This is a genomic window from Polaribacter sp. 20A6, assembly GCF_011378915.1.
Classification (GTDB): domain Bacteria; phylum Bacteroidota; class Bacteroidia; order Flavobacteriales; family Flavobacteriaceae; genus Polaribacter; species Polaribacter sejongensis.
Genome location: NZ_WTPZ01000007.1, coordinates 142,784 through 164,958, shown reverse-complemented (window position 1 = coordinate 164,958; position 22,175 = coordinate 142,784). Strand labels below are relative to the sequence as shown.

19 protein-coding genes are annotated in these 22,175 nt (G+C 27.4%); 1 reads left to right on the top strand and 18 read right to left on the bottom strand.

The genetic code is table 11. From position 1 onward, the window contains the following. Nucleotides 1–278: 278 nt before the first annotated feature. From GQS57_RS15825 to GQS57_RS15775, 11 genes are all read right to left on the bottom strand, one after another. Nucleotides 279–3,416: an efflux RND transporter permease subunit gene (locus GQS57_RS15825; protein ID WP_165733834.1), complete on the bottom strand. Its 3,138-nt coding sequence runs from the start codon at nucleotides 3,414–3,416 to the stop codon at nucleotides 279–281. Nucleotides 3,417–3,429: 13 nt separating this feature from the next. Continuing rightward, complete coding sequence (gene lepB / locus GQS57_RS15820) at nucleotides 3,430–4,572, bottom strand: signal peptidase I (protein ID WP_240915498.1); 1,143 nt, start codon at nucleotides 4,570–4,572, stop codon at nucleotides 3,430–3,432. Between the two features lie 172 nt (nucleotides 4,573–4,744). Next, on the bottom strand, nucleotides 4,745–5,323 hold the full coding sequence (locus GQS57_RS15815) for a hypothetical protein (protein WP_165733832.1): 579 nt from the start codon (nucleotides 5,321–5,323) through the stop codon (nucleotides 4,745–4,747). Beyond that, on the bottom strand, nucleotides 5,324–6,412 hold the full coding sequence (locus GQS57_RS15810; RefSeq protein ID WP_165733831.1) for a BF3164 family lipoprotein: 1,089 nt from the start codon (nucleotides 6,410–6,412) through the stop codon (nucleotides 5,324–5,326). A gap of 111 nt (nucleotides 6,413–6,523) precedes the next feature. Next, nucleotides 6,524–6,727: a hypothetical protein gene (locus tag GQS57_RS15805; protein WP_165733830.1), complete on the bottom strand. Its 204-nt coding sequence runs from the start codon at nucleotides 6,725–6,727 to the stop codon at nucleotides 6,524–6,526. Nucleotides 6,728–7,080: 353 nt separating this feature from the next. Further along, nucleotides 7,081–7,281, bottom strand: coding sequence for an HTH domain-containing protein (locus tag GQS57_RS19230; protein WP_165733829.1), 201 nt, complete (start codon nucleotides 7,279–7,281; stop codon nucleotides 7,081–7,083). 11 nt (nucleotides 7,282–7,292) lie between these two features. Then, a complete protein-coding gene (locus tag GQS57_RS15795) occupies nucleotides 7,293–8,804 on the bottom strand; it encodes a TolC family protein (protein ID WP_165733828.1) in 1,512 nt (503 codons plus the stop codon). Nucleotides 8,805–8,808: 4 nt separating this feature from the next. Then, complete coding sequence (locus tag GQS57_RS15790; protein ID WP_165733827.1) at nucleotides 8,809–11,886, bottom strand: efflux RND transporter permease subunit; 3,078 nt, start codon at nucleotides 11,884–11,886, stop codon at nucleotides 8,809–8,811. Nucleotides 11,887–11,906: 20 nt separating this feature from the next. Next, nucleotides 11,907–13,013, bottom strand: a complete 1,107-nt coding sequence (locus tag GQS57_RS15785; RefSeq protein WP_165733826.1) for an efflux RND transporter periplasmic adaptor subunit — start codon at nucleotides 13,011–13,013, stop codon at nucleotides 11,907–11,909. Between the two features lie 17 nt (nucleotides 13,014–13,030). After that, complete coding sequence (locus tag GQS57_RS15780; protein WP_165733825.1) at nucleotides 13,031–13,495, bottom strand: DUF1573 domain-containing protein; 465 nt, start codon at nucleotides 13,493–13,495, stop codon at nucleotides 13,031–13,033. Next, a complete protein-coding gene (locus GQS57_RS15775) occupies nucleotides 13,488–14,780 on the bottom strand; it encodes an O-antigen ligase family protein (protein WP_165733824.1) in 1,293 nt (430 codons plus the stop codon). Before GQS57_RS15775 ends, GQS57_RS15780 begins: the two co-directional genes overlap by 8 nt. 436 nt (nucleotides 14,781–15,216) lie before the next feature. On the opposite strand from GQS57_RS15775, the gene GQS57_RS15770 reads away from it, so the two are divergent. After that, complete coding sequence (locus GQS57_RS15770; protein ID WP_165733823.1) at nucleotides 15,217–15,444, top strand: hypothetical protein; 228 nt, start codon at nucleotides 15,217–15,219, stop codon at nucleotides 15,442–15,444. Here the strand turns inward: GQS57_RS15770 and GQS57_RS15765 are convergent. The 7 genes from GQS57_RS15765 to GQS57_RS15735 all read right to left on the bottom strand — a co-directional run bounded on the left by GQS57_RS15765 (nucleotide 15,424) and on the right by GQS57_RS15735 (nucleotide 22,036). After that, entirely contained in the window at nucleotides 15,424–17,340 is a 1,917-nt protein-coding gene (locus GQS57_RS15765) for a hypothetical protein (protein ID WP_165733822.1), read from the bottom strand. The two genes, GQS57_RS15770 and GQS57_RS15765, sit on opposite strands and share 21 nt — an antisense overlap. Nucleotides 17,341–17,718: 378 nt before the next feature. Beyond that, complete coding sequence (locus GQS57_RS15760; protein ID WP_165733821.1) at nucleotides 17,719–18,468, bottom strand: hypothetical protein; 750 nt, start codon at nucleotides 18,466–18,468, stop codon at nucleotides 17,719–17,721. Further along, nucleotides 18,465–19,079: a hypothetical protein gene (locus tag GQS57_RS15755; protein WP_165733820.1), complete on the bottom strand. Its 615-nt coding sequence runs from the start codon at nucleotides 19,077–19,079 to the stop codon at nucleotides 18,465–18,467. The genes GQS57_RS15760 and GQS57_RS15755 overlap by 4 nt, the downstream gene beginning before the upstream one ends. A gap of 1 nt (nucleotide 19,080) precedes the next feature. Beyond that, nucleotides 19,081–19,458 (bottom strand): plasmid mobilization relaxosome protein MobC, encoded by a 378-nt coding sequence (mobC, locus tag GQS57_RS15750; protein ID WP_165733819.1) that lies wholly within the window; start codon nucleotides 19,456–19,458, stop codon nucleotides 19,081–19,083. Nucleotides 19,459–19,536: 78 nt separating this feature from the next. Beyond that, the gene (locus GQS57_RS15745; protein WP_165733818.1) at nucleotides 19,537–20,379 is read right to left on the bottom strand and encodes a toprim domain-containing protein; all 843 of its coding nucleotides are present in this window, start codon (nucleotides 20,377–20,379) and stop codon (nucleotides 19,537–19,539) included. An 87-nt stretch (nucleotides 20,380–20,466) separates the two neighbouring features. After that, the gene (locus GQS57_RS15740; protein ID WP_165733817.1) at nucleotides 20,467–21,627 is read right to left on the bottom strand and encodes a VapE domain-containing protein; all 1,161 of its coding nucleotides are present in this window, start codon (nucleotides 21,625–21,627) and stop codon (nucleotides 20,467–20,469) included. Nucleotides 21,628–21,742: 115 nt separating this feature from the next. Beyond that, nucleotides 21,743–22,036 carry a DUF3853 family protein gene (locus GQS57_RS15735; RefSeq protein ID WP_353959059.1) on the bottom strand — a complete coding sequence of 98 codons (294 nt, stop codon included), beginning with the start codon at nucleotides 22,034–22,036 and terminating at the stop codon, nucleotides 21,743–21,745. Nucleotides 22,037–22,175 lie beyond the last annotated feature (139 nt).

Below are 22,175 nucleotides of genomic sequence, written 5' to 3'. Positions count from 1 at the left end.
CTAGGTAACACATAGGTAACACATTTGTATTATTTTTTGAATTACTAACAAATATTTATGACTTTAGAATAAAGGTAATAAATGATGAATATCATCTTAACATTAGATAAAATACAAGTTAATACGGCGTTAAATTGGTTGTAAAGACTTATAGAGTATAAAATGTTACTAAAAGAGCTTTATTTTTATTAAAAACTTAATAAAAGGTGTTTTAGATTTATATTAAAGGAAAATATTTGATTTCAACATGACTATTAATTGTTTTGCTACAAATATAATTATACTTTTTTAACACTAAAAAGTGGTAAATAAAAGAAGATACCTATTAAAGAAAATACTAAACCTCCTATAGAACCTGCAGCAAATGAAAACCAGAAGGCTTCGTTTTGTCCATTCCAAATAAACGGAATTAAACCCACAATAGTTGATACAATTGTTAGAACTACAGGTTTTATTTTTGAATTAAAAGCTTTAAAGTAAAGACTTCTTAAATCTCTATTTGGAAATTGCATCTTTAAATTATTATAATCATTGATAATATACAAAGCAGAATTAACGCTAATTCCACATAATAAAATAAATGAAGCATAACCCCCTTGGTCAAAATTAAAATCGAACAGGTAGAAAGTTAAGAACACACCAATAAACGAAATTGGAATCATACTTATGATTGCAAAAGGTTGTTTAATTGATTCCAATAAAATAGCACATATAAATAAAATTATTCCAATGACTATAAATAAATAGTAATACTGAGCTTTGTCTTTCTTATTCCATCTGTTATATTTTTGCTCTGAAACCTTATATCCTAATGGTAACTTAGGTTTAAATTTCTCTATATTTTGTTCTCTTACTTTTTGGGCTAAAATTGCTGTGCCTAGAAAATCATATGTAACTGTTAAACTGTATTGTTGATTATTTTTTTTTATGGTATTACCTGTTTTCTTTTTTTCTATAGAAGCTAATTGACTCAGTTTGTATTGTTTGTTATTTATTAAAATAGGCGTGTTTTTAAGATCCCAAACACTAAATTTTTTGTAACGGTCAGAGATTAATTTTACACTTTGAAACTCATTATTTTGTATAATCGAAGTTAAATTACCAGAATGTACTTGATTTTTTAAATAACCATATAACTGTTGTTGAGAAACATTCTCAAAAGCAAGGCGCTTATCATCAAAATCTAAATAATATTCATACAAAGCATTATCACGCCAACCGCTACTGGTTATTTCTATATCTTTTACTCTAGAACCAGAACTATCAATAAGCTGTTGTTTTAGTTGTTTTGCATAACTATATAATTTATCATAATTATAGCCTTCTAAAATAATTCTGTTTTGTTTAGATCCAGTTCCTAAAGCATTAGAAAAACCTCGACCAACACCACTAACGGACCAATCTAAACCACCTAAACTAATGGCTTTAGATTCTAATACGTTTTTTAGAGTATAAGGAAAACTACCAAACTCAAAATCTTTTTTAAAATGAATTGAGATGTTAGAATTTCTATAACTCGATATCCTTGTTTCAAACAATTCAATTTCATCAAATTGACTAAGGTAAGATTCCATTTTTTTAATTGCCGTATTCAATTGTTTTATAGTACAACCATCTGGCATAGTACCAGTTACACGCAATGCTGTTCTTTCTGGTTCTGAATAATAGGAGTTTTCAAAAACATCTTCTGTAAAAAGGCGTAATGTACCCCCAATAATTTTTTCTAATGTTGGTCTTACATCATTTGAAAACCATTCATTTCCAATACTTTTGTTATATACATCGGTAAAAAAACCTTCTTCTTCAATTTCTTTTGGTAAAAAATGAAAAGGGATTCCAAAACCTAAAATAAAAAGCAAAATAAACGCCCATTTAAAACGAGGTCTTTTCATCCAGCAAATCATTCGGGTGTAAAAGTTTGTAAACTTTACAATTCTTCTTTTCCTTTTTCTTGAAAAAGAAAGCTGTTTTTTAGATACTTTAAATTTATTTAAAAGTGCAGGTACATAGTATAACGATACTAATAGAGATACACTTAAATTAATAGCAATTACCAAAGCAAAATCTAGTAAGTTGGCTTGCTGGTTTTCTTCTAATAAAAAAATAATCATTAATGCCCCTATAGTAGTTAAGGTTGCAGCTAAAATTGCTAAAAATGCCTTTTTATTCCCTTTATTTCGAATGTGGTCTATCATAATGATACTATTGTCTATAATAATACCAAAAGAAATAGTTATTCCTGCAAATGAATATAACTGTAGTTCAACATGTAACAAGTAATAAAAAATAACTGCAATTAATAGATTTGTTATAATGCTTAAAAATAAAATAGCTAGATATTTAAAACTTCTATTAATTAATAAGATTAATACTAATAAAATAAGAAAGGAAAATAAGGTTCTACTTTGTATTTTTTGTAACTCCTCAACTACATACTCAGTACTATCTTGTGTAAGTTTAATAGTATATCCAGTGTCTATTTGATTATTTAAAGCAATCACTTTTAACTTTACGGTGTTTGCTAAATCAATCGTATTAACATTTTGTTCTGCGTATACAGTAATATTAATAGTGTTTAATCCATTAATTCTGTAATAACTATTTACAGCACCTTCTTTATACTTAACAGTTGCTATATTTCGTAAATAAATGACTCTATTGCCTATCTTCTTAATAGGAATGTTATTCCAATCTATAATTTTGGCTATTTTGTACCCTAAATTTAAAGATATTTCAGAATCATAATTATCCGTATTTGTTCTAAAAACACCTTTGCCCAATTCTTGTGTTTTTAAATAAGTATTAATTCCTTGTTGAATATCTTTTACAGATACTTTTAACTGCATCAGTTTATTTGTATCGTATTCTATTACCCATTCAAAAGGAGCTGCCCCATAAACATTTACTTTATTTACGCCTTTAAGTTTTGCTAGTTTTGGTATAATATGTTTTTCTGCATATTTTTTAATAAAATAAGAGCTTTCATTTGCATTTACACTGTAGGATAAAATAGGAGATTTATTTTCATTGGCAGCACTTAAAGATAAATTAGGATAGCTAATACCATCTGGAAGTTCTGAATAAGACTGGCGAATTAGGTTTGCAAGTTCAAACCGAACCGCATCCATATTTACGTTTTTTTTAAATTTAAGAGAAATACTTCCTTTGCCTTTGTCTGAATTTGAAGTAATTGATTTTATTCCTTTAACTGTATTAAAAACACCTTCTAGTTTTGCTGTTACTTCTTGCTCTATCACTTTTGCAGAAGCATCTTGCCAGTTATAACTTATATTAATTGAAGGTAGTGTTTTTGAGGGGGTTAATTGCAAGCTTAATAAAGGTATTAAGCTAGCCCCAACAATAGAAAGACATACAAAAATGGTAATGATAGAAAATGAAGAGAGTGTACGTTTCATTTGCTTAACACTTTTAATTTACAGCTTTCAATAAACGACTCCAATTAAACTCCCCACCATAATTAGAATACAACACACATTGTACTTTACCTATAATGTTCTCTTCTGGGACAAAACCCCATTTACGAGAATCTAAAGTTCCTTTTCTATTATCTCCCATCATAAAATAATAATCTTGCTTAAATGTGTAATAAGTAGCTTTTTGACTATCAATATAATAAAAACCATCTATTTCTTCTATTTTACAACCTTCTGAGCTATTGATTGCTCTTTTATATATTGCAAACGTTTCTTTGTTTAAAATTATTTTCATCCCTTTTTTGGGGATTATTATGGGACCCATATTATCAAAACCCCATTGTAAGCTTGGTAAGTTAACAAATAGTTTTTTTTGAGCAAAAGTATCTATCTGTATACTTACAGAATCAATATAGTCTTGTTTTTTTAGATGTTCTAATTGAGAGGCTGTTAAACTTGCCAAATTGAATTTATTGTAACTGTTTTTCAAAATAACGTTGTTTGAAAACGAATCTAAGGCTTTATATAAAGTGGCTTTATTTTCAGCTTTAAATTTATAGTTATTTTTAACAGATCTTGGCTCAATAAATTCGTTATTATTTGTATAAATAGTACCGTTTTTTATTTGTAATGTATCACCAGGCAAGCCTATACAACGTTTAACTAAAATAAATTGCTTGCTCCAAGTAGAATTAAATACAAAAATATCACCTTGTTTAATATTTGTAATGCCAGAAAGCCTTTTGTAAGACCACCAATTCTCTTTTATTCTTTTTTTTGCATTGTCATTGAAATAAAAAGCAATATTGACAAAAGGGATATCAAATGGAGAGCGTGGTAATCTGGGACCATATTTTAGTTTATTAACCATAATTACATCTCCACTAAATAAAGTGTTCTCCATTGAAGAACTGGGTATTTTAAATATATCAAAAGTAAGTGTTTTAGCACCTATAATTGGAATAAAGACAATACACACACTTATTAGATATTTTAATATTCCAGGTTTAAAAGCTTTAATAAATTTATAATAAATTATAATTTGTAAGATTAGAAATATAACCAACCACCATAAACCAAAAAGAAAAAGAAGTGAACTAAATAACAGAAGTACAAATATGTAAATTTTATCGGTCATTTATATTAAATTGTTTGAAATATAAGTTTTATTTATATACGAAATATTAGACTATGAACTTAAAAATGTTTGTTACACCATTTTTTGCATAATAGAATAGATACTAAATTTTTAATTTAGTTGAATGATTTAGCTTCTTATTTTTGTGGTTTACTTTCTTTACTTTTGTACTCTATTCTTTTTTAAATTCATTAATGTATAAATTTTTAATCTCATTTGATTTAGTTGGGTTTCCCATCAATATTATTTCATTTTTTTTATTTGTAAGAACAGTTTCAAAATGGTCCGATTTATTCATAAAGGTGTTTAATTTCAGGAATTCGTTATTACTATCTAAAAAAAAATGGGTATTTAAAGAAAAATCGGATGATGCATTATAAGTATATTTAAGAAGTCCAAAATCATCTGTAGATTGACATATTAAAATTATTGGAATATTGTATTTTCTAAATTCTAAACTTAATTTCTTCCATTCCTTAATATTCTGAACACAATCACCACAGGATGCATTTATCTTCGAAAACACCTTATATTTCGAATTTAAAATAGTTAATGAATCAGCTAAATAATTTGAAAAGGGTGCGTATATCATCAAACTGTCAGGTAGAATAAGTTTTTTACCTAAAGTACGGTCTATTGTGAATTTCAATGATTCTGTTTTATCCTCTTTTTTTTTGGAGCAAGATAGCATAGCAATTATAAAAATAAATAATATTAAATACTTTTTAACTGTTAATAATTTATACGTCATTTAGTTTATTTTAGATTCTATGATAAATCCAGTTTCAATGTCATAAGAGTAGATAGTACTATCATCGTCAGAGATTCCCAATGTATAAATATATCTATCTAACGTTATTTTTTTTATAGGGTTTCCATCCCAATCATAAACATACACTTGTTTTCCGTAAGTCCATTTTTTTCTATCTGCTTCTGATCTATTTTTCCTTTGATGTCCTGAAAATATTAAATATATATATTTATTAGTAACAGCACCATTAATGAAGGACTTTTGGGTAGTTTTACTTTTACCCATATAAAAAAAGTTTTGGTTTTTTTCTTGAGTATAATTTACATCAAATTTTTGTGGACCTTGTATGGAAATACATTTTTCTGATTTCAAATCATAAATCTCAATTAAATCTGAGTATCTATACCCTAAAACAACTTTATCTCCTGTTGGTTTTGAAAATATGGTAGATGTATAAATATCTGAAATAGTTTCTAATTTAATTTTTTTGGAAACATTTACATATTTCCCGTAACTGTTTGTTGATTTACTTGAAGTTAAGTTTAAGTTTTCAAACTTAGAAGAAGTTGGGGATAGTTTACTTCTAATTCCAACAAACTTAAGACTATCTATAAAATCAATTTTGTAATAATTTTCATTCAATTTTTTTACGTTTGGGTTTGAAAAAGTGTTGTGAGCTATTGCCTTGTTCTTATTGGTTGTAAGTATTTTGTTTGATGTAGCGTCATAAACCCATAAACTATTGCCAAGGACACCTCCAGAAGCTGCGGAGATTACTTCATGAGGACCATTACCTTTTTGTAAGTAACCATCTCCAAGTATACCCGTATTTAAAGAGTAGTTACTGAAAATGTATTGTGATTTTTTAGGGATATTAAAAAAAATTAAAGTTGAATCGATAAGTAATATTCTTCTAGGAATCCCAATCTTATAATCAACTAGATTTTTAAAAATAATATTATATTCTAAAGGAAACTCATTAAAATATTGTGTGTCTTTATTTAATTTAAGTTTATTAATATTATTTTCTTTACATGAGCTAAATTGTTGAATACAAATCAACATTATTATCATTGTTCTAATTTTCATCATAGAAATTTTACTGATTTATAGTTAATCCAAAATAAAAGTTTGGTTTAAATACTTTTTTAAAGTATAATACATACCTCTTTTTTTAAGGAAGTATGTATTATAAATAGTTTACATACAATCTGCTAAAGTGTACCATGTGTCTGGTTCACAGTCATAAGCAATATAGGCGTGACCATTTTGAATGAATGTACAGCCAGGTGCATCCCATTCGTCACTACATATATCACCATCATCATATTCTGCATTGGCAACATTTATTGCAATTAAACTAGCCAAAGTACTATCATTGTTTTTAACGTAGTTTGTGTTCATAAACATTGTCATAGCAAATGCACAAACTCCTATTATTCCTATTATTTTTTTCATTTTATTAAATTTTATTAAATTTTAATTATTTCTTCTCTAAAGTCTAAAAAGGAAATACTACTTTTACAAAATATTAAATAGCTTAATTTTTTAAAACAACTATTTAGTCAATAAATAATTAAAGACTTCCTCTGGGTATTTTGGCTTATTACATAGGCATATTTTTAGTTAAACGATTAGGTGATGCTATTTTTTAATTATATATAAATAATACCTGGAGGGTTTTTTACAAAACACCTAAACCTACAATAATTATCCTACAAAGAAAACACATGGGAGGGACAATTTTTGTCCCTTTGTTATTCTTTTAAAAGATATTTATTACACTTTCTACAATAGACTATATTAAAACCTTCTTCTCGTAAATTTAAGAGCATTCTTTTTATCGTTCTACTGCTGCACTCATAATCATTTGCGATTTTTTTTAGATTAAACAATCTTTCTTGCTCTATTAAATATAATAAGTGTTTTTCTTTTTCTTTTCTTTCAGGGTATGTCATAGCTTTTTTTATTAATCTTCGAGTATGCTTTTAAAATCTTGCACTAAAGGAGTCTTTTTTATAAAATTATATAAGGTTAACTGTTGTACTTTATAATAGAGGTTCCAATAACTTTGTAAGGCTTGTATATAATTTTCATTGGCTATTTGCCAAGCTTTTCTAGAAGAGGTTAAATTTAAAAAATCTACATTTCCAGACAGAAACCGTTTTTCTGTTAAACTATAAGACTCTTTTGCTATTTCACTGGTGCGTAATGCACCAAGAACTAGTTCATTTTGTAAATTAAAATCTAAAACGTTTAAAGTAACATCTTGCTTATAGGTATCTTCATTCTGTTGCAACTCAATATCTACCACCTCTTTATTCATTTTTGCAGTTTTTATATTCCCTTTTCGTTCTCCCCAATCTAATACGGGTACACTTAATTGTATGGCTACAATCTGCTGGTCTAAAAAACGCCCATAAGCATCTACAAACGTATTGGCTTGTTGGTTTAAACCGTAGCTTGCTGTTAATGATAAATCGAACCTGTTTTCTTTAACAGCTTTGTCTAAATCTCTTAAAGCGGTTAGTTTTCTAATTTTTAAATTAAGAATATCAGGGTTGTTCTTATAAGCAAGATCTAGCGCTTTATTAATATCTATATGTAAATTTGAGATCAATTCGGGTAATTCAGGCACTGCATTTTCTGGTAATTGATCTCTTAAAAATAATTTGAGTGCAGCTTTTGTTTTTTGTAAAGTTTGTAAATTTTGAGTTAAATTCGTTTTTGCGTTATATACATCTAATTCTAAATTAAGAAGGTCGTTACGTTCAATAGCAATAATATCATAACGCTTTTTACCTATACTGAATAATTTTTCTGCGGTAGTTTTATTCTCTTTTGCTATTTCGACATTTTTACTTGCCAAAGCCCAATTAAAAAATAAAGAAACCGATTTTAAATTAATAGTTTGTAGTTCGTATAGAAAATCTTTTTTTGCTTTTTCAAAGGCTAATGGAGCTGTTTTTTTTTGCCATTTAAAAGCATTAAATGCCATAATAGGTTGTGATAAACCAATTCTAATGGGGGTTGTGTTGTAGCTTTCATATGCAGAATCTCCAAAGTTTTCTAACCGATTAAAGCTGGAGTTCATATAAATATTAGTACCTGTTGCCCCAATATTTTGGCTTATAGATAAATTTGCATAACTATTAATAGTTTGTTGTTGCCTAAAAACATCTATGTTTTGCTCAGAATCATAACGTTCAACTAAAGCACTGTTATAGGTAAATGGTTGGGCAGTAAAGTTTATTTTTGGTAATAAGCTAGATTTAAACGATTTAAACTCCCAATAATTAACCCCGTATTGTCTTTTAGCTTTAAAAACATCTAACGAATGTTTACTTGCCGTATTTAAAACATCAATAAGCGTAGTTTTTTGTTGTATTGCTATATCATTTTTATTTTGTTGGGCAGTTATTATTGTGCAACTTAAAATAAGTCCTATAACAATTATTTTATTTTTTATTTTTCTATTCATAATCTTATTTTTTAGCAAAGTAATAATAACAAAGAGGAATAAAATAAAGACTTACCAAAGTACCTAAAAGCATACCGCCAATTAATGCCACTGCTAATGGTGCTTGCAATTCTGCACCCAAACCACCAGAAAATAATAAAGGTACTAAGGCGAGTATGGTTGTTAAACTTGTCATTAATATTGGTTTTAAACGCCTTTGTCCTGCAACTAGCATAGCTTTTATTAATGAAAACCCTTGACGTTGCAGTTGAATGATAGTATCTAATTTTAGAATAGAATCATTAATAATAATACCACTCATTACCACAATACCTATCATTGACATCAAATTAATACTCATGCCAAAAAGTTTTAGAAATAAAAATGCACCTGCTAAATCTATGGGGACTTCTAATAATATAATAAGAGGTAAAACAAAAGATTCAAATTGTGAAGCTAAAATAAAATACAGTAAGATCAATGATATTAAAAGGACCACCTTTAACTCTCCCATCAATTCTTGATTAGAAAAATAGCTACCTGAAAAACTGACATCATACCAAGAGTTATTACCTGCTACTTGTGTTACACTATTAATCGTTCTTTCAATATTTTCTTCTTTTACAATTAAATCTATCGGATAGTATTCTCCTTCCATGCCACCAGAGATACTTTTTAAATCTGCTGCTTTTACCACCTTAATAAAATCTTTTACTTGAAAAACAGCACTATCCTTTGATTTTACAGTAGTTTCAGTTAAAATTTCTTGAATGTGTTTAGTGTTTCCTCCTAAAATTACGGGGGTAAAGTTTTGATTGCTTACAATAGAAAGTACTTCACGCTCATTAAAAGCGCTTTTTAGCGTGTTAAAAAGTGTATTTGAAGAAATGTTGTAGGTAATTAGCTTTTCTTGATTAGCAACAAGTGTCATGTTTTCTTGCCATGCAATTGGTGTTAATTCAATTCCTTCAGTATTTTCCTGAACTTGATACCATATTTTTTTTAATTGATTATTTTGCTCATGTCCTAAATTCTCTACATTTCGTAACCTTGCCACCAAAGGTGCTTCTTGGTTTGAAAAAATTAAATTAAAAATATTATCAACCTCTTTGTATTCATAGACAATGTTCGTATATGTGTTGTCTAAAACATCATTTAATTTCGATTGAATATTTAACAACTCATCTTGCGTATTTGTTTGTAGATAAATAGTGGTTTCTGATGTTTTAGCATTCGAATCTTTATCTAACAAAAACTGTTGCGTACCTACCAAAGCGGTTTGATTGACTAAGTTTTCTTGTAAAGGCTCTATTAAATCAAGTACCCGACGTTTATTTTCTTCAACGTTTATTTGTTCATTCCAATCTATTTTTAGTAAGGTTTCATTGCTTGTAAGTGCCGGCATTTGTGTTTTTGGTAATACATTAAACAAACCTATGGCAACTAATAATAAAAGAATACTGATACTCCAAGCTACTTTTTGTTTTCTCATTACCCAACGAAATCCTTTTTCGTATAAAGCCTCATAATCTATGGTGTTTGTTTTAGCTAAAAACCGAGTTATTTTATCAACTTTAGAATCGTCTTTTAAATGAAATAAACGATACAATACAGGTAATAAGGTAACAGAAACCAATAACGACACAAACAAACCGATACTTATAGCCATTGCTTGGTCGTAAAATAATGTTCCACTAATACCACTTAAAAAAACCAAGGGTAAGAATACTGCACAGGTGGTTAATGCTGAACTTAGTAGTGGTTTTAAAACTTCATTGGTTGCTAAAATACAGGCTTTAGACAATTTATAACCTCGTTCTCGATATTGTGTAATATTATCTATAACTATAATGGAATTGTCTATCATTAAACCAATTCCTAAAACCAATCCTGATAATGATATGATGTTTATTGAGATATCTAAAAGATGAAAAAACAACAAACAAATGATAATAGAAGTTGGAATGGTAATTCCTATTAACAAAGGCGATTTTATATTTTTTAAAAATATAAACATAATAACAAAAGCAAGAAGCATTCCCCATAATAGGCTTTGAAATAAATTATTAATAGCATAATCTAACAACTTCGTCTGATCTCTAGTAATGGAGAAGTTAATGGTAGGATAGTCTTTCTTTAAGTTTTTAATCAGCTTATTTAATGATTCTTTCAAATCATACATTCTAGCATCGCTTTGTTTTATAATAGCCATGGTTAATGCTTCATTACCATCAGACAAAACCAAACCTGTTCTTTTTTGCGGATGTTCTATAACTTCTGCTAGTTCTTTTAACTGAAAAACACGATTACTTTTACTGATATAAATGTTTTCAATATCTTTTATGTTATTTAATGAAGTACCTAAACGTACATCGTATTGATACTGATTGTCTTTAATTAACAAACTACCTATATCTAAATCATTTTTCTTAACCGCAGCTTCTATATCTTCTAAACTAATACCTAAAGCATCTAACTTATTTTGATTTGGTATTATTAAGATTTCCGGGGCAATTAAGCCACTTACGTCCACCATAGCAACCTCATTAACTTGCTCAATTCTTTTACGAATAACTTGGTTTGCAAAACGATTAAAATCTACAAATTCTTGCGAAACAAAATATGGGTTAGTATTCTTATTGATAGATTTTTTAATTGATTGAGCAGGCACTTTAACAGTCATGCTTAAATAAAATACTGGAATATCTGTAGCACTTGCCTTTATAACTTTAGGGCGCTGCATCGTTTTGGGTAAGCTTCCAATTATTCTATCTATTTTTTCGTTAACCTCTATAAATGCGTAGTCTATATTACTACCATGAGTAAAACTTAATCGGATAATTCCAGACTCATTATTAGACTCACTTTGTATGTCTTTTAAATGACTTACTTGCATTAAACGAGAACGCATTGGTTTTATAACGGCATCTTCAAGTTGTCTTGCAGACATATTATCTGCTTGTACTTGTACCGTTATTTCTGGAATGTCAATATCTGGCATTAAAGATATAGGTATAAACCCAAAAGCATACAACCCTAAAATAATGAACCCTAAAGCAGTCATTAGAGTTGCTATAGGTTTATGTATTAAAAATTTAACCATAGTAGTTTTTTTGTAAATAACTAATTATTAGGTTTTATAGCGATTTCACTATCGTGTGCTAAATTCAAATTATCAGAAATAATAATGGTATCTCCTTGCTGTAAAGATGCACTACTTTTATCTGGATGTGGAATTACAGCATATTCCTTACTGTTTTCTATAGTAGTTTGTATGTAAGTCCAATATGCTTTACCCTTTTTAAGCGTAAATAAAACTTCTTGATTATCTCTTAGAACAACGGCAGATTTAGGTACGACAAATTGATTTGGAATGTCTTTTTGAATAAATATTTTTACATTCATCCCTTCTAACAAGTCACCATCATTTTTCACTTTTGCTTTAATTAAAATGGTACCATCTTTTTCTATTTGTGGGTTTATAGTGGTAACATAGCCTTTATATGTTTTGTTTAAAGCAAAAGGTTGCATCGTTATTTTATCTTTTTTCTTAATGTCTTTTAGTTCAGATTCTATAACATAAAACTCTACTTCAAAAACAGCGTCATTAATTAAGGTTATAAATTCTTTTCCTGCATTAATTTGCTCATGTTTTTTACTTATCACATTTGCAACTTTACCACTAAAAGGTGCAATTAATTTTGTGGATTTTAAATCAAATTGTGCATTTTCTAATTGATGTTGTGCATTTTTATAGCCAGATTTTATAGCCATCATGTCATATTCTTTTTTATTAGAATCATCTATATTATTAGCATTAAAACCTCTGCGGACTTGTAAGTCTTCAAATTCTAAAGTAGCTTGTTTTAAATCTATTTTAGCTTTATTTACTTTTTGTTGATAGGTAAATGCATTTAAAGAGGCTAGTATTTTACCTCTTTTTACATAGTCTCCGTTTTTAATATAAATATTGGCTAATTTTTCGCTAACATTAAATTTTAGAGCACTTTTTTCTAAGGCTATTAAACGTCCGTTGCTAACTAATTCTTTTTTAAAAATGCTACTTTTTAAAATCATAATGTTTACCTCATTTTTATCTTGGAGGTATTTCTTTTTTTGAATGAGTTCTTCATTTTGTTTAGGTTGTTCTTTTTTACAAGAGACACATACAACTGCTAAAAGAACTAAAAGTATTTTTACGAGAACATTTAAATTAACTTTCTTTAACATATATTTAAAAATCTTAATTATTTAATACTATCAATTTCTTTTGGATACGGAACTTTTCCTTTTATGATTAACTTTTTTGGTGAATCTTTACCATTATAAAACACGGTAATCGTTTTATTAAAACGACCAGGGTATTTCGCATCATAAATCACTCTAATTTCACCTCCTTCTCCCGTTTTTATAATCTTTTTAGGATATTCAGGCACTGTACAGCCACAGGTAGCTTTTACATCTTTAATTACGATTGGGTTTTCTCCTGTATTAGAAAAATTAAAAATAGCTGTGGCTTCTTTTTTTGAAGGTATTACTCCGAAATCATACAATTCAGCTTTAAAAGAAATATTTGAGTTTTTACCACTTACTAAAATTTCTTCTCTTTTATTTTTTGAATTGCAGGAAAAAACTAGTAATATCAAGAAAAAAGGAGTTATTTTAAATATCTTTTCAGATGTCTTTTTTACTCTATTGTATTTTTTAATCATTTTTTGTTAGAGGTTTTTTAATTAGTAATTTTTTCATGGCTGCCTTTATTTCTTCAATAGCAGTTGAAGGTATTTTAACTTTCTTGTTTAGTATTTTTTTAGCTAACACTTTTGCTTTTTCATTCTGTCCACTTTCTTCATATAGTTTTGCCTGTAAATACAGTGGGTAAAAACGCACAGGAATCATATTTTCCGCGTGTTTATAAGCTATTTCTGCTTTATTATATTCTTCTAAGTTTTTATATGAATCTCCCAGAGCGGTTTCAATAATCGTTGTATTTAAATGTTTTTTAGCCTGTTCTAAAATTTCTACAGCTTTTTTATCGTTTTTATAAAGAGATAATGCTTTACCATAGTTCATTAAAAACTCGCCATTACTTTTTAATTGTGGGTAGGCACTTTCATATTCTTGTATAGCACTTTCATAATCTCCATATTGATAACTTTCCAAAGCATATTTCCAAGTTTTAAAACTTGCGTTCACTTTATTTATATATTTAAAACTTATGATAGTAATTCCTAAACATCCAGCAACTGCTATAGCTTTAATTAATAGTTTCGAGAAATTAGTTTTAATATTTTTGAATAGTTGTATCTTTTCACTATTTAAAGAAGATAGAATCGCCAATAAAACAACTATTACCAGTTTTATTGGTAAAATTTGCATAGGATAGGAAAAAAAAGCAAAGACACAAATGGATAATAAACTTGTTTTTACAATATTATTTAAACATTTATTTTCTTTTTTAGTTGAAGTATTTAAAATTAAATACAGAATTACTATTAATAGTATGAAACCAACGATTCCGTTTTCTGTAATAAATTGTATAAATTCATTAAATGCATAATAAGTATTATCTGCGACTAAAGCTTCTGCTGTTTCTCCCATTTCAGCAAAATAATGTGCTTGAGCATTCATATAATAAACTTTAAATCGATCAAAACCAACTCCAAAAACTGGATTGTCTTTGATGATTTTAGTTGAAATTTTCCAAATAAAAAGTCTACCATCTGAAGACCCTTTTTTTAAGTTATAAACTCCAGATAAGGCTAGTGCAATAATTAAGGAAGTGGTAATAATTAAAAATGTTTTTTTAACTTTAGTGAGCTGCTTAAGCTTCTTTTTTATGATTTGATAACGTAATTCGAATATAAAGAAACTCGTTATTATAATAGCCAACCATGATGCTCTAGATTGTGTTGCTGGAATAACGATAATAATACTCACTATACCAATTAAAGGTATGTACTCGAATACATATTTAATAATAGTATTTATTGTCAAATAGTATTTACTTTTTATATTAGAAGACAAATAACTAATTACTTTTTCTTTAAAAAGATAGAACCCTAAAGCAATAGAGAAAACGATTGTTAAAAAACCAGCATAAGGTCCAGGGTTAAAAAAACTACCTGTTAAATTGAATCCAGAATGGTTAGATGTGTAATAACCTAATAATTGTAAGTTACCATAAATTGCTTGTATAATTCCAGAAATTATAACTCCTAACAATATCCATAGAAATATTCTTATAGATAAAGTTCTTAGAATTACATAAAATAAGGAAAGTCCAATAAGTTCTATAAATCGAATTGAAAAACTGTATTCATTCTGAATAAAATACCTGTTAAATAAAATATATAAAACTAAAATGGAAAGATAAACATCTATTTTTGAAATAATAAGTTTACTAATAGGTGTTTTCTTAAATAAGAATTGAATGAGCCAGAAACAAAATAAAACAATTAATCCTTTTATAAGGAAAATAGTTTTTGAATTTATCGTAGAATTAACCAAAGAAGAATCATTAATAGACGGTATAAACAAAACAAGAAAGAATAGAGTAACACAAAATATCGATTTAATCCCTATTTTAAAATATTTTAAACTTTCTATCTTCTTAGTCATTACAGTTAGTTTAAAATTGTTAATAATTATCAAAACCTAACCATTTCTGATTACCATCTTTATCTACAGTAAAAACATGTTCTTCTTTACCTTTTGTAAGATTTCGTAACCAAAGTAAAGAGTTTTTAGGAACGTTATTGTAAGATAGTAAAGTGTCTTTAGCAATCTTCATTCCTAAAGAATTCCATGTTTTATCCCAATAAAACAATTCATAATTTTCACCTATATTTATATGATTATCATCATTTCTAGCTTGGAATTCAATAAAACCTATTGATTTTGGTGTATTTAATTTTAACCCAAAAGTAAAATCTTTTCCTCCTGAAAAAGATAAAGGGTTTTCATCATAAGCACCATTTTCCCATATATAAGAAATCGTATTTTCTTTAATTACTTTTCCTTCTAACTTGATATTGTCCTTGTCATAAAAAGTAAGTTTAGCTAAAAAAGATTCTTTTCCATTAGCATTAAAACGTATATATTTAAACTTCCTTTTAATATCTATGTCTATCTTATTAATTTGAGTACTAAGAAGATTTGATATTTCATGTAATTTTGTTGAATTTTTAAAGTTTGAATTGTTAGATCCTTCAAAAAAACCTGTATTAAGAGATTTTAACCAATTCATTTTATTTCTTTTTCTTGGTACAGTAAAACCAGTTTTTCTAGTTATCAAAACTGAATCTTGCTCATTTTTAATTGGTTTGAAAAAATGAGTGTTTTTATCTTTGTCAATAAAAAATGGATAATTAATAGGGGTAATTTGATTCTCATGAATTATAGCTGCTAAGTACAAGACATTAGTTCCTGTCCTTTTAAAACTAAAAGTTTGACCATTATTGGTACTCCCATAAGCCACAGGCCTCCATTCGGTACTGGAATTAAAAATACATAAAAAAGGGTTACCATTTGGAGCATCAAAAGCATTATAAATTTCTAAATCTAACGTATTTACATACTCATCAGTAACATCAATTGTTAAAGGTGAAAAAGTGGAATTATTTTGATGTCTGTATAATAACCTATTTACCTTTGGAATACTTTCTTTAGAGTATTTAACTTTATTATCAACCTTTCCACCTACGTCAGTAGAATACTCTTGATTTCCATATTTAGTATAAATCCAAGAATGTCCACTCAGATTATGATTCCCCCATTGAGATACATAATCTTTAGAACAAATTAGACCTAAAGATCTAAAAACATTTACAAAATAATTAACTCCGTCATCACATGCTCCTAATTTTGATTTTTGGATTTGACTAATACTTAAGGATGGAGAGTAATGTTTCCTTATCTGTTCAAGATTAATAAACTTAAACTCTGATGTAACACTATCTAATATCGATTCAATAGTACCATTTTGATTAATTATTCGATAAACCCATGAGTATTTTTCAAACAGTTTTTTACGTGAATCACTCTCTAATGGTTCATTTGAACATCTATACGGCAAAATGTAATTACAAAAATCATCAAAACAAGCTCTCTTTTCCTTAGGAATTTTATACCAAGCTTTAAAAGCTAATTCTATATTATTAATAATAAATTCTGAACTTAAGTTTTCTATATCATAAATTCTTTTTGATTTTGTCCTTACGACCTTCTTTGACACTGAATCTAGCATGTTTTCAAAAATATCCCTTCTTAAAACACTATATGGATATTTTTGAATACTATCAAACACTTCTTCAAATCTAGTGTCAGGACTTATATATGAATGATAAGGCATGTTTTTTATAAGAAAAACAGCTGCTTTATACTTAAGAGTATCTCTTTGATTAGACTTGTAATGAGTTAATACTTTTTCTAATTCTAATCTGTTTTCTCCAGATAAATTTAAAGCAAAACTTAAAGATTGATCTGCTGAATTTTTACAAGTACAGAAAAGAAGAATAAAAGTACATATTAGTACTGTTAAATTAATTTTTTTCATAGCAATGTAAAGTTATTAAAAACTTGCTATCAAAAACTATAAACTATAGATCCTATTCTATAAATTAATACCCTTTTTAAGCAATGAACCAACTTATAACTATAGTTATTTTAAAATTTAAGTTTTTTAAAAAAATCAAATTTTTTTAATTTACTATTCCGTTTTAAAGATCTGTTGGTTTTTTTTTCTCAAGCAAGCGTTAAAAAAATCAACTGATCTTTAAAATGAGCCTCAGCGGCAGGCGTCATGTACAGTTTGTCTTTTTATATAAAAGTATAAGTATGTTTTTATATAAATATACAAAGTGATAATTATAAAAATATAAAGCTATAAGTCTACATTTATAGCTTTATACATTGTTCTTTCTCTATTAAAAAATCACCTTTTAAAACCTCTATTTTTTTTATTTATCTGTTTTTCTTGTTCTTCATAAGACAATAGCTTTTCAATTCCTTTTAAAGATAGTTTTCTGTCTATTTCAGAACCTTTTTTTCTTACTCCCTTAGCATCAGTAAAAGAAATACCACGACCTATTTTAGTTTGTATATTTTTATTTTTAAGGATAAAAACAACATCTTCAATACTGTCTGAAATATCTATTGCAGAAAAAACAGCTTCTTTAAGGTCTGTAGTATGTTTGTTGTTAGGCATAAATTCTTGATTCATTTTTAATGCTTCAAGCTTTCTACCCACTTTTCGTAAGTTATATTCTTTTTCAATAACTCTAGAGAAATCTTGACTTTTATAATGTGTAAAGCTATTTGAGATAGCTAAATTATCATCACCAATCCTTGTGCTTACTATGTGAACGTGTTCTTTATCTGTATTTTTTTCATGTAGGTAAACTGCAAACATATTATCTTGAAAACCTATTTTTAGAGCATATTTATTAGCAATATCAATCCAATCTTGGTTGTTTAACTTTCCTTTGTCTTCTGGAGCTGCTCTAATTTTTATATGAAACGTTTTATTAGTGCATCTATCATTCTGTGCTTCTTTTTCTTTTATTTGATTATAAATATCATTTGCACTTCCAAAACATTTATTAGTAGTTAAGACTTCACCCCCTTTTTCACAGTATAGTAAAGCGTTCTTTGTGAAAGAAATACTTTGTAGTTTTGTTATCATCTTTCTTTATCTAAATTCTCTAATTGTTTTTCTAAGGCTTCTTTTTGTAGTTGAGTATTGTATTGTTTGCTTAGTTTATGCACGTACTGTAATAATACCGTATCTTTTTGCTGAATATCATTTAGAGTTGAAACAATATTTTTAGATATTTTATTATTTTTAGAGTAAGCATCTAAAAAAACATACTGATAGAACAACTCATATTCATCTCTTTCTGTTTTAATAGCACTATTTTCTGTTAAATAAATCGGTATATATTTAAATCCAGAAGATGCTATAAAAATAAAAGCGATAGTAATAAGTAAAAGCTTAGATGAAAACGGGGTGTCCTTTCCAAACAAATAATATTCTTTTTTTTGATGAATTACCTTTGGTTTATTACCTAATAATTCTATTTTTTTTTCTAAATCTATTATATGAGAATTCATAGTTGTTTGACTTTTAATTAGCATATTTTGATTAGAAACTATTCGTTCTTCTAATTCAATGAATTCCGCGAAAGTTTCGCATTCAACTTGACTATCACTAATAATATTAACGTTACCAGATAGAGCGTCTAATTTGTCACATACGTTTTGCATTAAATACAATACTTTTTTGTTTTCTTCCATATTAGTTAAGTTTAGATTGTATATCAATAATGTGTTTTTTTAATTCTTCAATATCATTTATTATCAAATCTTCATCTGTTAATTTTAACTTGATTCCTGAATTTAATTTTCGAGAGATTTGATTCAAATTATTACCTATTTTATAAAGTTGTAATGTGTAATTTTTGGTCTCTAAGTGTTTTTGTTTTACTTCTAAAATTGGTTTACCTAATTTTTCGAGAACACATTGTCGGATGTAGAAAGAGGCTTTAACTTGTAATAATTCACATTGATTATTTAGTAGAATTTTATCATTAAAATCTAAATAGAATACTATTCTAGTCTTATTTTGATTATTCATTATTTTATATTTCTTTAGTTTGTTTTTTTCTATGAGCATTTTTATGCGAATAGCAAGATTTGATTAAAAGTGCACGAAGTGAGCACGTTAATCACACCTTGCTAAGAACTGACTGCTTTAATTTCGATGCGCTAAATAGTGATTTAGGTCATTATGTTTTTTATAATAGACTCTATTGTCTATGATTTTACTATTTATATTTTCTAATAGAAAATCTGTAGCTTTATTTCCACTTTCATCATTATCAAAAAACAGTTTTATTAAAGCATAATTATCTAGTAAACCAATCGTCTTTTTCACTAAAGAAGTAGAGTTAAGTATGATGAAATTCTCTTTTGGAATTTCTTTTTTCAAGGTGAGATAAGAAAGGAAATCCGACGAAGATTCAAATAATGAAACGACATCAGAATTATTATTTATGGTTGTTATTTCTTTTTTACCTAAGCAACCTTTAAAAAATTTATTTCTAATTTCTAATCCGCCCATATCATTCATAAAACCAATTCCGTACAATTCTTTTCCATTAGAAAAAGAGTAATGAACTTGAAAACAAAATTTTTTAGCAAATTTCAAATTGATTTTCCTATTGCTTAAATAATCCAATAACTTTTGATTTGTTAATTCAGTTACTTTTTTAATAGAGTAGGTGGGGTTTGTCTCGTTCTTAATTTGTTTTTTTTGCTGGTGAATAAGAAAAGTATCTTCAGATAAAATGACTAAGGCTTCTTTAATTGAACAATTATTGTATTTCATTACAAAGTCAATTATTGTGCCTCCAACTCCTTCTGCAAAATCATACCAGACGTTTTTAGTAATATCAATTTTAAAAGAAGGTGTTTTTTCGTTATTCCTAAAAGGAGAGTAATACCAAACGTCTTTTGTAGTTTTTTTACCAACCCTAAACCCCTGTTTGAATATATAAGAATTCATTTCTATAGTTTTAGCTATTTTACAATTCATTTTTTTATTTTTTTGTGGTTTTTATCTTACCCATCTTACCTTTTTTATGAAATAGGTAAGATGGGTAAGATAATTTGATGAAAACTTTTATTTTTTTCTTAACTGAATTAAGTATCCTTTTACTCCTGTGGTTCTGCTGTTAACTCTCTTAAAATTTAACTTTCTTAAAATTTTACCAATCGTTATGTGACTTACGGATGAATACTCTTTCTTAATTATCATTGTAATTGTTGTGGTTGTCATAAAATCATCTTTATTGTCAGATTTTTCAAACAGTTGATTTATTAACTCTTCTTCGATAGTTGTGTGCTTATAGTTTTCATTCCTTTTTTCATTTTCTTTTATGTCATTCACAGTTAAATCACAATTAAAACTTTTGTCCTTGTAAGCTAGATGAAAAGCTTGCTCCCAAACTTTATTGATATCGATGTCTTTTGAGTAATTAAAATCAATTTGTCCTATGAGTTCTATGCAAACCCATCTAACATTACCTGTTTCATCTCTTAAAAAATTTATGAGGTTAGTTGAGCCTATAAAGGAGCAATTTCGGGTCTGATGTGAATTGTTTTTTGCGTACGGTAGCCTAATGTTTATGTGTGTTTTTGAAAACATCGATTTATAGGCGTTTATGTATTTTATCGAAAGTTTATCTATTTCATCTAGATTGATTAAGAGGTTTTTACACAGTTGGATTAATCCATCTTTATCATCACTGATGTTCTCTGCGATATGTTTTTTTAATTCAGGCGGACAAATAAACCTACATAGACTGCTCTTTCCAGAGTTTTGTTTTTCCTGAAGAAACACAAGACATTGCTTGTTGTAGAAGTTTTCTTCCAATGCAGTTTTTATACTTCTTACAAGCCATTTTTTTAAGTGATATTCAAAAAACACATTATCATCAGTTGGTATATATGAGGTTAGGTTTTTAATATGATCTACTCCATCCCATTTATTAAGATTATTAAAGTATTGCTTTAATGGGTTAATTTGTTTTATATAATTAGAACCTAAATATGTTTCTAATTCAAATTTTTTAAATTTAATTTTCTTTTTGGTTAGTTCAATCATTAAAGATTTTTCATTGAGAACTTCCCATTCTTTAGAGCCTTTGTACCTAATTAGTAATTCGTATGTTATTATATTAAGTACGATTTCATATCTACCGTTCACATATTTATGAATCGTATCATACACTGTAGTGTTCTTTATTAATTTATTATTTATGTATAGTTCTTCATTGTCCATTTTTGTAAATAGAGTTTTAAACCGTATATTTGTCTCATGACAATACGGTAGTTAATATTGTTTTTTTTTTTTTGAAAATATTATAAAGCAGTGAGTTCGTACCTCGTTGCTTTTTTTATTTAGATTCCTTCATAAGTTCTAATGCTAGTTCAGTATCAACAATAATTTTACGACCATTTTGTATAATGGCTTCATCAATAATTCCTGATTTTTTAATTCTGTTTGCTGAGGATTTACTACAGCCGAAAAGTTTTGCAATGCCTAGTATACCAAATACATGTTTTTCCTTTTTTTCAGGTTGAACATTTTTTAAAGGTACTTCGTTGTTTAAATTGTTTTGTAGGAATATAAACTCTTCTCCTGTCATTTGGATGAGTAGTTTGACTCTTAATATTTCTAAATTCATAATATCTAATTTGTTGTATTAAACTTAACCGTGTACATCGGTTGTTACATTCGAATACTGTAAAATTAGACAGGAATTAAAGTGTTGAAATGGTGAGGGTGTTTTTATTTTTGGCTATAATAGGTTAAATGACAGTCTATTG

Excerpts from the sequence above, each read along its gene's own strand:
- GQS57_RS15785 (WP_165733826.1), bottom strand. The coding sequence starts at position 13,013 with ATGTTAAAGAAAGTTAATTTAAATGTTCTCGTAAAAATACTTTTAGTT.
- GQS57_RS15815 (WP_165733832.1), bottom strand. The coding sequence starts at position 5,323 with ATGACGTATAAATTATTAACAGTTAAAAAGTATTTAATATTATTTATT.
- mobC (WP_165733819.1), bottom strand. The coding sequence starts at position 19,458 with ATGCTCATAGAAAAAAACAAACTAAAGAAATATAAAATAATGAATAAT.
- GQS57_RS15770 (WP_165733823.1), top strand. The coding sequence starts at position 15,217 with ATGAGCCAGAAACAAAATAAAACAATTAATCCTTTTATAAGGAAAATA.
- GQS57_RS15790 (WP_165733827.1), bottom strand. The coding sequence starts at position 11,886 with ATGGTTAAATTTTTAATACATAAACCTATAGCAACTCTAATGACTGCT.
- GQS57_RS15805 (WP_165733830.1), bottom strand. The coding sequence starts at position 6,727 with ATGAACACAAACTACGTTAAAAACAATGATAGTACTTTGGCTAGTTTA.
- GQS57_RS15740 (WP_165733817.1), bottom strand. The coding sequence starts at position 21,627 with ATGGACAATGAAGAACTATACATAAATAATAAATTAATAAAGAACACT.
- lepB (WP_240915498.1), bottom strand. The coding sequence starts at position 4,572 with ATGACCGATAAAATTTACATATTTGTACTTCTGTTATTTAGTTCACTT.
- GQS57_RS15765 (WP_165733822.1), bottom strand. The coding sequence starts at position 17,340 with ATGAAAAAAATTAATTTAACAGTACTAATATGTACTTTTATTCTTCTT.
- GQS57_RS15780 (WP_165733825.1), bottom strand. The coding sequence starts at position 13,495 with ATGATTAAAAAATACAATAGAGTAAAAAAGACATCTGAAAAGATATTT.
- GQS57_RS15745 (WP_165733818.1), bottom strand. The coding sequence starts at position 20,379 with ATGAATTGTAAAATAGCTAAAACTATAGAAATGAATTCTTATATATTC.
- GQS57_RS19230 (WP_165733829.1), bottom strand. The coding sequence starts at position 7,281 with ATGACATACCCTGAAAGAAAAGAAAAAGAAAAACACTTATTATATTTA.
- GQS57_RS15760 (WP_165733821.1), bottom strand. The coding sequence starts at position 18,468 with ATGATAACAAAACTACAAAGTATTTCTTTCACAAAGAACGCTTTACTA.
- GQS57_RS15795 (WP_165733828.1), bottom strand. The coding sequence starts at position 8,804 with ATGAATAGAAAAATAAAAAATAAAATAATTGTTATAGGACTTATTTTA.
- GQS57_RS15755 (WP_165733820.1), bottom strand. The coding sequence starts at position 19,079 with ATGGAAGAAAACAAAAAAGTATTGTATTTAATGCAAAACGTATGTGAC.
- GQS57_RS15810 (WP_165733831.1), bottom strand. The coding sequence starts at position 6,412 with ATGAAAATTAGAACAATGATAATAATGTTGATTTGTATTCAACAATTT.
- GQS57_RS15825 (WP_165733834.1), bottom strand. The coding sequence starts at position 3,416 with ATGAAACGTACACTCTCTTCATTTTCTATCATTACCATTTTTGTATGT.